Origin of the sequence: Dietzia cercidiphylli (genome assembly GCF_014145145.1) — a bacterium.
GTDB classification, from domain to species: Bacteria; Actinomycetota; Actinomycetes; order Mycobacteriales; family Mycobacteriaceae; genus Dietzia; species Dietzia natronolimnaea.
Genome location: NZ_JAALEA010000233.1, coordinates 1 through 8,654, shown reverse-complemented (window position 1 = coordinate 8,654; position 8,654 = coordinate 1). Strand labels below are relative to the sequence as shown.

At 71.6% G+C, this 8,654-nt stretch carries 7 protein-coding genes; all 7 read right to left on the bottom strand.

What is annotated here, in order from left to right; translation table 11 throughout:
• Positions 1-61: 61 nt before the first annotated feature.
• Positions 62-1,801: an LpqB family beta-propeller domain-containing protein gene (locus tag G6028_RS08925; RefSeq protein WP_182658672.1), complete on the bottom strand. Its 1,740-nt coding sequence runs from the start codon at positions 1,799-1,801 to the stop codon at positions 62-64.
• Positions 1,798-3,525, bottom strand: a complete 1,728-nt coding sequence (mtrB, locus tag G6028_RS08920; RefSeq protein WP_182658671.1) for an MtrAB system histidine kinase MtrB — start codon at positions 3,523-3,525, stop codon at positions 1,798-1,800. The genes G6028_RS08925 and mtrB overlap by 4 nt, the downstream gene beginning before the upstream one ends.
• The gene (mtrA, locus tag G6028_RS08915; RefSeq protein WP_187700704.1) at positions 3,522-4,202 is read right to left on the bottom strand and encodes an MtrAB system response regulator MtrA; all 681 of its coding nucleotides are present in this window, start codon (positions 4,200-4,202) and stop codon (positions 3,522-3,524) included. Before mtrA ends, mtrB begins: the two co-directional genes overlap by 4 nt.
• 162 nt (positions 4,203-4,364) lie before the next feature.
• Positions 4,365-5,003: a dTMP kinase gene (locus G6028_RS08910; RefSeq protein ID WP_182658670.1), complete on the bottom strand. Its 639-nt coding sequence runs from the start codon at positions 5,001-5,003 to the stop codon at positions 4,365-4,367.
• A 9-nt stretch (positions 5,004-5,012) separates the two neighbouring features.
• Positions 5,013-6,479, bottom strand: a complete 1,467-nt coding sequence (ahcY, locus tag G6028_RS08905) for an adenosylhomocysteinase (RefSeq protein ID WP_182658669.1) — start codon at positions 6,477-6,479, stop codon at positions 5,013-5,015.
• Between the two features lie 59 nt (positions 6,480-6,538).
• A complete protein-coding gene (gene manA, locus G6028_RS08900; protein WP_182658668.1) occupies positions 6,539-7,780 on the bottom strand; it encodes a mannose-6-phosphate isomerase, class I in 1,242 nt (413 codons plus the stop codon).
• 4 nt (positions 7,781-7,784) lie between these two features.
• Positions 7,785-8,654: hypothetical protein (locus tag G6028_RS08895; protein ID WP_182658667.1), on the bottom strand; the 870-nt coding region annotated here is incomplete at its 5' end.

The following is an 8,654-nucleotide window of genomic DNA, read 5'->3' as shown; positions in this document are numbered from 1 at the left end:
CGCGGCCCACCCGGGTCCACCTGGGCGCCCCCGGTTCGCGCCGGCCCCCGTCGGCACCGGGTCAGCCCGCGACGACCGGGTCCGCCCGGATGGCGGCCAGTCCGTTGATCTCCCGCCAGTAGCGATCCCCGGTCTCGGCCGCCGTGTCGAGCCTCAGGAGGGACCGCTGGTCCACCACGTACACCTCGCGGCCCGCGGCGGCGATCGCCGTGACGGGTCCGGCGATGTTGCGCTGGGACAACGGCTCGGTCATCGCGCCGTCCACGGTGATCGTCGTGACGGGTGCCTCGCTGGTGTCACGACCCACGACGATCGTGGACCGGTCACGCCACGCCACCACGGTGGCCGACTCCCCCAACGCACGGCCGATCTGCCGGAAGGTGCCGGCCAGCGGTTGCCCGGTCTCCGCCGAGAGTGCGCCGATGAACACCTTGCCGTCGACCACCACCGCCAGCTGGGCCCCGGACTGGTCGATCCGCAGCCCCGTGACCCGTGACCCCAGTGCGCGGATCGGGGCACCGTCCATCTCCTGGACCGACGGGGCGTCACCTCCCGCGCCGACCCGCACCAGCCTGGCGTCGTCGGCCATCACCCAGGCCCGTCCGTCCACGGGGTGGAACGTGGGTCCGGTCAGGGTCCGGGCGGCCAGGGCCTCGGCGGGCTCGCCGTCGATCGCCCCGATCAGCAGCCTCTGCGGCCCCGCGCGGTCCTCGTCGGCGACCACCGCCAGCACCCTGTCGTCGTGGGACATGGTCGCGCTCCGTCCCCCGCGGACCTCCGACCAGGGACCTCCGGCCGGTCGGGCGCCGGTCGCCTCGAGCCGCACCAGACCGTCGGCGGCGGTGAGCGCGTTGCGCATGGGCTCCACCGGCGGATACGGGTCGAACGTCCGGACGTCCTCCGTCGTCCACCCGTCCACGAAGCGCTCGTCCAGAGGCGCGCCGTCCCGTTCGAGACGGTACGGACCGGGCACATCCGCGCGGGCCAGGGTCCACACGACCTGGGCGGCGAACTGTGTGGTGGCCTGACTGCTCAGCACCGGCAGGCCGGTGAAGTCGATGGAGGTCCCGCTGACCTCCTCCCCGTCGGCGGTCTGGTCGGGGCGGACCGACACCGAGGTGGGGACCCGGGACAGCACGGCGGACTCGAGCCCGGGGCGGGGCCCGGTGGCGAGCAGGTTGACCAGCGAGAAACCCAGGTCGGTCCGGTCCGCGGCCGTCCACCGGGTGTCGGGGACCAGCGAGTCCCCGGAACCGGAGAGGAAGAACAGGTCGCGCTGGGCGTAGGTGGAGACGAACTCGGTCCGTTCGATCACGACCCCCGGGGGCAACCGGTCGATGCGCCACTGGCCGTCCTGCCGGGCCAGGCCGATCGTCACCTCGAGCTGCCCCACGTCCTCCCTGAAGATGCCGCCGGGGTCGAGCGAACCGACCTTCTCGGCGCGCAGCGTGTACTCGGCCCGGTCCGCGCCGCGGCCACCCTCCGCGCTGAGGTCCGCGCGGAGGACGATCGTCGTCTCCGCGGAATCGTCCCAGGTCTCCGCCGCCTCCGGGGTGAGGAACTGCCGGGCCGCCGCGTGTCGCTGGTCGGCGATCGCGGCCGCCTTGAGGAAGTCCCGGACGAGGAGGTCCGGCTCCTGGTCGGGCACCGGGGTGGGAACGGCCAGGCCAGCCCCGGACGGCGAGAAGGTGTCGATGACCTGGGGCGACGACGACGAGGGCAGCGTCGCGCATCCGGTGGCACCGAGCGCGGCCGCGCAGACCAGCGCCACCGCCGCGGCCAGTGCCCTCACGCGGTTCACGAGCGGGCCTCCTCGGTCCCGGGGACGCGGTCCAGCGGGGTCGGGGACCCGGTGCTCACCAGCCGCGCCTCGTCCTCCGGGGTCAACGGCAGCGGGCTCGAGGTGAGGGTGCCCCCGTGGCGCCGGGGGATGGTCAGCCGGAAGCACGACCCCTCCCCGGGGCTGCCCCAGCAGTCCAGCCGGCCGCCGTGCAGCCTGGCGTCCTCGAGCGCGATCGCCAGACCGAGTCCGGTCCCGCCCGACCGACGGACCCGGGAGGGATCCGCCCGCCAGAAGCGGTTGAACACGAGCGACTCCTCGCCGGGCTTGAGCCCCACGCCGTGATCGCGCACCGAGACCGCGAGCGCCGCCTCGGACCCGCGGAGGGTCACCCGGACGGGCTTGGACTCCGAGTGGTCGAGTGCGTTGGCCACCAGGTTGCGCAGGATGCGCTCCACCCGTCGGGAGTCCACCTCGGCCACCACCGGCTCGGCCGGCATGTCCAGCTCGACCTGTACGCCCGCCGACTCCGCGATGTGCGACACGGTGGACACCGCGTCCTCGACCGCCCCCCGCACGTCCAGCGCGGTCACCGAGAGCTCTGCCATTCCGGCGTCGTGGCGGGAGACCTCCAGGAGGTCGGTGAGAAGGCTCTCGAACCGGTCGAGTTCGGACTCCAGCAGCTCGACGGCCCGCTTGGTCGGGGGGTCGAGGTCACCGGCGGAGTCGGAGATGATGTCCGCCGCCATCCGGACAGTGGTCAGCGGGGTGCGCAGCTCGTGCGAGACGTCCGAGGTGAAACGCTTCTGCAGGTCGCCGAACTCCTCCAGCTGGGTGATCTGGTCGGACAGGCTCTGTGCCATGTCGTTGAACGCCATCGCCAGTCGGGCGACGTCGTCCTCTCCCCGGATCACCATCCGTTCCTTGAGGTGACCGTTGGCGAACCGCTGCGCGATCGACGCCGCCTGGCGGACCGGCAGCACCACCTGCCGTGCGACCATCCACGCGATCGCCGCACTGAGCACGATGATCGCCAGGCCGGCGGTCGCGACGATCCCGCGCATGATCCCGAGCGTCTGTTCCTCGGCGATGAGCGGATAGACCAGGTAGAGCTCGAGCCCGGGGATCGACGAGTCCGTCGGCGTCCCGATGATCAGCGCCTTGGCGGGCTCTCCCCGGAAATCTACCGTGACGTACTGGTAGGCGACCCGGCCCCGCTGGACCAGCGACTGCAACTCCGGGGGCACCTGCGAGTCGGCCGGGCTGACGACCTGCCCGCGCCCGGTCTGGTCGGGCACCACCAGGATCGGGTCGAAGGTGCCCGCGTGCACCGACTCCCCGTCGGAGGCGATGCCCCGCTCCCCCAGTGCGCTGCGCGCCTGGTCGAGGCGGGACTGCTCACTGGTCCCCTCGTCGGTCGCGGCGATCTGCGCCTCGACGGTGACCCGCAGCCGGCCCGCCTGCTCGACCGCGGCGTCCAGTTTGGTCGAGAGCAACTGCGCGGCCATCTGGCTCTGCAGCATGAACGCGATCGTGAGGATCACGCCCATGGACAGCGCGAGGGTCGAGGTGACCACCCGGAGCTGGAGGGATCGCCGCCACATGCGCGCGAACCGCATCCCCAGGACGGTGAGGTCCAGGTCCCGGATCCGCTCCAGGAGGGTCGACGACGAGTCGGTCATGTCCCGGGTGTCGCGCTCGTCGCCGGAGGACGCCGCCGCGTCGTCCGGACGACGTGCGGTCACGAGACCGGACCGGCCTTGTACCCGACTCCGCGCACGGTGAGGACGACCTCGGGGTTCTCCGGGTCCTTCTCGATCTTCGCGCGCAGGCGCTGGACGTGCACGTTGACCAGCCGGGTGTCGGCCGAGTGACGGTAGCCCCAGACGTGTTCGAGCAGGACCTCGCGGGTGAAGACCTGGCGGGGCTTGCGGGCGAGCTCCACCAGCAGGTCGAACTCCAACGGCGTGAGCGGGATCGGCGTGCCCTCACGCGTCACGGTGTGGGCGGGCACGTCGATCGTCACATCACCGATGTGCAGGAGTTCACTCGGCTCGTCCTCACCCCGGCGCAGACGCGCCCGGATGCGGGCCACGAGCTCCTTGGGCTTGAACGGCTTCATGATGTAGTCGTCGGCTCCGGACTCCAACCCCAGGACCACGTCCACGGTGTCCGTCTTGGCCGTGAGCATGACGATCGGCACCCTGGACTCGCCGCGGATGTCCCGACACACGTCGATCCCGCTCCGGCCCGGGAGCATGAGGTCGAGCAGGACCAGATCGGGCTGGACCGCCCGGAAGGTCTCGATGGCCTGGACGCCGTCGCCCACGACCTCGGTCTCGAACCCCTCGCCCCGCAGGACGATGGTGAGCATCTCTGCCAGTGCGGCGTCGTCGTCGACGACGAGGATCTTCGGGGTCATTGTCACCACTTGTGTCGGCGTGAGTGTCGGCATGTGTCCATGGAGACCTTACCCGGCCGCACCGACGGGCCGGGCCCACGGTTCGGCTCGGTCGCCGAGAACCCGGTGGTCGAGAACGCAGGAGTCGAGAACGCAGGAGTCGAGAACCCGGGATCCGAGAACTCAGGAACCGACCACGAGGTCCGCCAGCTCCCGCACGTCGGGGTCGACGTCCAGCACCCGCCAGGGCGAGCGCCATCCGGACGCGGCGAGCCGACGGTAGGTCTCCCCCGTCGCCGTCTGGAGGGCCGCGTCCCTCTCGTAGCGGTCCCGGGTGCGACCCGGGTCCGCCGACTCCCGGGAACCAGCCCTCTCGGCGGCCAGTGCGGTCGGCGTGTCCAACAGGATCTGCAGGTCCGGCAGCGGCAGACCGAGTCGGTCGAACTCGAGCTCACCGATCCAGCGGATCACCTCCGCCTCCCGCCCGGGTCCGAGCCGGGCCGCCGTGTAGGCGGCGTTGGAGGCCACGTACCGGTCGAGCAGGACCACGTCGTGGGAGGCGGCCAGTTCGCGGAGCTCGGCGAGGGCCGCGTGTCGGTCCAGGGCGAACAGCAACGCCATCGCGTGCGGGGAGTCGGCCGTACCGGCCTGGCCGCCGTGCAGGGCGTCGGCGGCCAGGTCGGCGTGCAGGGTCCCGTACCGGGGGAACGCCAGACGCCCGACCGACACACCCCGGTCGGTGAGCTCACCGACCAGGGCGGTCGTCAGGGTGTTCTTGCCCGCGCCGTCGAGCCCCTCGACGACGACCAGACGCGCGACCACGGGATCGGATCAGTACCGGTAGTGGTCGGGCTTGTACGGGCCCTCGACGTCCACACCGATGTACTCGGCCTGGTCCTTGGCGAGCGTGGTGAGCGATCCACCGAGTGCCTCGACGTGCAGGCGCGCGACCTTCTCGTCGAGGATCTTGGGCAGCAGGTGGACGCCGATCGGGTACTGGTCGGCCTTGCTGAACAGCTCGATCTGGGCGATCACCTGGTCGGAGAAACTGGTGGACATCACGAACGACGGGTGGCCGGTGGCGTTGCCGAGGTTGAGCAGACGCCCCTCCGACAGCACGATGATCGAGCGGCCGTCGGAGTCGAAGACGAACTCGTCGACCTGCGGCTTGATGTTGATGCGGGTGACGTCCGCCGCGGACTCCAGTCCGGCCATGTCGATCTCGTTGTCGAAGTGGCCGATGTTGCCCAGGATCGCCTTGTTCTTCATCCGCTTCATGTGGTCGAAGGTGATGATGTCCTTGTTGCCGGTGGCCGTGATGATGATGTCGGCCGCCTCGATGGCCTCGTCCACGGTCACCACGTCGAAGCCGTCCATGAGGGCCTGCAGCGCGTTGATCGGGTCGATCTCGGTGACCTGGACGCGCGCGCCCTGGCCGGCGAGGGCCTCGGCGCACCCCTTGCCCACGTCGCCGTAACCGCACACCAGGGCCTTCTTACCTCCGATGAGGGCGTCGGTGCCGCGGTTGATGCCGTCCAGCAACGAGTGGCGGGTGCCGTACTTGTTGTCGAACTTGCTCTTGGTGACCGCGTCGTTGACGTTGATCGCCGGGAACGGCAGCACACCCTCGGCGTGGAAGTGGTACAGGCGGTGTACGCCGGTGGTGGTCTCCTCGGTGACGCCCTGGACCGACTCGGCGATGGCCGTGTACCTGCCCGGGTGGGCCGGCACGGACTCGCGCAGCAGCGCGTGGAAGACCTTCTCCTCCGCCGACCAGGCGGGGTCGTCCGACGGCACGGCCCCGGCCTGCTCGAACTCCTTGCCCTTGATCACGAGCATGGTGGCGTCGCCACCGTCGTCGAGGATCATGTTGGGATCGGTGCCGGGCCAGGTCATGATCTGCTCCGTGCACCACCAGTACTCGGTGAGCGTCTCGCCCTTCCACGCGAACACCGGCACGCCGGACGGGGCCTCGGGCGTGCCCTCCGGGCCCACGACGACGGCGGCGGCCGCCTCGTCCTGGGTGGAGAAGATGTTGCACGAGGCCCACCGGACCTCCGCGCCCAGCGCGGTCAGGGTCTCGATCAACACGGCGGTCTGCACCGTCATGTGGATGGACCCGGCGATCCGGGCCCCCGCCAGCGGCTGCTCCGCCCCGTACTCCTCACGCAGCGCCATCAGGCCGGGCATCTCGTGCTCGGCCAGACGGATCTGCTTGCGGCCCGCCTCCGCCAGCGACAGATCCGCCACCTTGAACTCGACACCGTTGACGGACTGCACGTGCAGATCAGCGGACATGTGTGCGACCAGCTCCTCGTAGTTCGGAAAAGACTTCCGCACCACACTAGCGGGGAGCCCTACCGGTACGCCGTCCCCGTCTCCGGACCGCCGACCCGGGTGCGGAAGACGGTGGCCCCTCCTGCGGCCTCCAGCTCCACGACCGGTGTCGAGGCGGGGACCCACACCCCGTGGCCGGGCCCCAGCGTCTCCGTGGCCCCGTTCTCGGACACGCACACCCGGCCGGAGGTGCACAACAGGATCTCCGGGCCGTCGGTCCGGTAGCTGACCGGGCCGGCGCCGGCGGGCAGCGCGATGCGCGAGAGCGCGAAATCGGGCTCGGGCGTGGGGTAGTCCATCTCCCCGGGGATCCCGCGGTCGGCGGGGACCGGCCGCACAGTGGGGTCCGCCAGCGGGTCGAACGCGAGCACCCGCATCAACTCCGGGACGTCGACGTGCTTGGGTGTCAGGCCCCCGCGCAGGACGTTGTCCGAGTTGGCCATCACCTCCACCCCGACACCGCGGAGATAGGCATGGAGCTGACCGGGTCCCAGGTACACGGCCTGTCCCGGCCGGAGCACCACCCTGTTGAGCAGCAGGGCACCCAGGACCCCGGGATCCGTGGGATACCGCTCGGCGAGCTCGACCACGGTCGTGGCCTCGTTCGACCACTCGCCGGCGACGCCCTCCGCGGTGAGGTACCCCACGGCACCGGTGACCAGGTCCGCCACCACCGTCTCCAGCGCGATGTGCGGCATCGTCACGACGGTGGTGAACACCGCACGGAGACCCTCCGCGTCCGGCTGGCCGTCCAGCATGTCGCGGTAGGGGCGCAGGGCCGGCACGTCGAGGGCGTCGAACAACGCCACGGTCCGGGCCACGGGACGGAATCCCACCAGCGCGTGGAACTCGGTCAGTGCCACCAGGATCTCGGGTTTGTGGTTGGTGTCGCGGTAGTTGCGATCGGGGGCGTGGACGGCGATCCCCCGCGCGTCCTCGGCGGCGAAACCCTCCCTCGCCCTCTCCGGGGACGGGTGCGCCTGCAGGGAGAGCGCCTGCTCGGCGGACAGGAGCTTGACGAGGAACGGCAGACCGCCCCCGTGTTCCGCGGCCACCCGCGTCCCGAGCTCACCCTCGGGGTCGGCCGCGATCCGCGCGTCCAACCCCCGCCCGTCGGCGCAGAGCGACGAGCCGGAGTCGTGGGCGCCGAACCAGTGCTCGGCCACCGGGTGCGGTGCCGGGGAGTGGGTTCCGCACAGCTCGGGGAGCGCGGTCCGGGAGCCCCATGCGTACGCCTGGACCACCGGGATGAGAGCCACCACGGGTCTAGAGCCCCCCCACCAACAGGTACGCGGCGGAGAGTTCGGTCCGTGCCATGAGCGCGGCCACCTTTCCGCTCAACGGGGCCGGTGCGGCACCGACCGTGTCCCGACCACGATCGGAGATCCACTCGACGTCCGCGAGCGGGCCCGCGGCCAGGCGGACGAACTCCTCGTCCGCGCTCAACACCATACCGAGGTGCCGGATGGTCCTGTCCTCCCGTTCGCCGTCCAGCTGGTCGTCGTGGAACAGACTCGCGAGGGGGTCCACGGCGGGCAGCCCACGGGCGCGCTCGGCCTGGGACCGGACGGCGTCTGTGACCGAGGAGGTCGCCGTGACCCGGCCGGCGTCGCAGAACGCGGCCACCGCCCTGTCGCAGTAGGCCGCGGACAACGGATCCGCGTGGATCCAGACGAGCGGGTCCGTCCCGGCGACCGCGGTGGCGAGGAGCTTGGCCGGGTTGACCGGGGTGGCGAGATCGGGCCCCAGACCCTCGAGTTCGACGTCGACCGCGTCCGCGGCCACGCCGACATCCAGTCCCGGGACCCCGAGGGCGGTCAGGACCGCCATCCCGGCGGCCAGGTGGTGCAGGACCCCGCGGTGCGGCGGGAGGTACGGGAGCGGGGGCAGCCAGACGGCCCGACCCCCTCCGGACTCGCCGACGGGACCCTCCCTCGGCACGTCCACCACGACCATCGCACCCCGGTGGGCGGCGGACTCGACGGCGGACGCGAGGTCCCGGTCGCCGGCATCGTCTCCGGAGACCAGGACGACGTCCAGGGCCCCGACCCAGGTGGGGAGGGTGTGGGCGTGGACCAGCGGTGGGACGGCGGCTCCGCCGACGACCTCGCAGAGGGCGGCGACCACCCGGGCGGC

Coding starts and splice junctions, on each gene's coding strand:
- mtrA (WP_187700704.1), bottom strand. CDS start 4,202: ATGACCCCGAAGATCCTCGTCGTCGACGACGACGCCGCACTGGCAGAG.
- ahcY (WP_182658669.1), bottom strand. CDS start 6,479: ATGTCCGCTGATCTGCACGTGCAGTCCGTCAACGGTGTCGAGTTCAAG.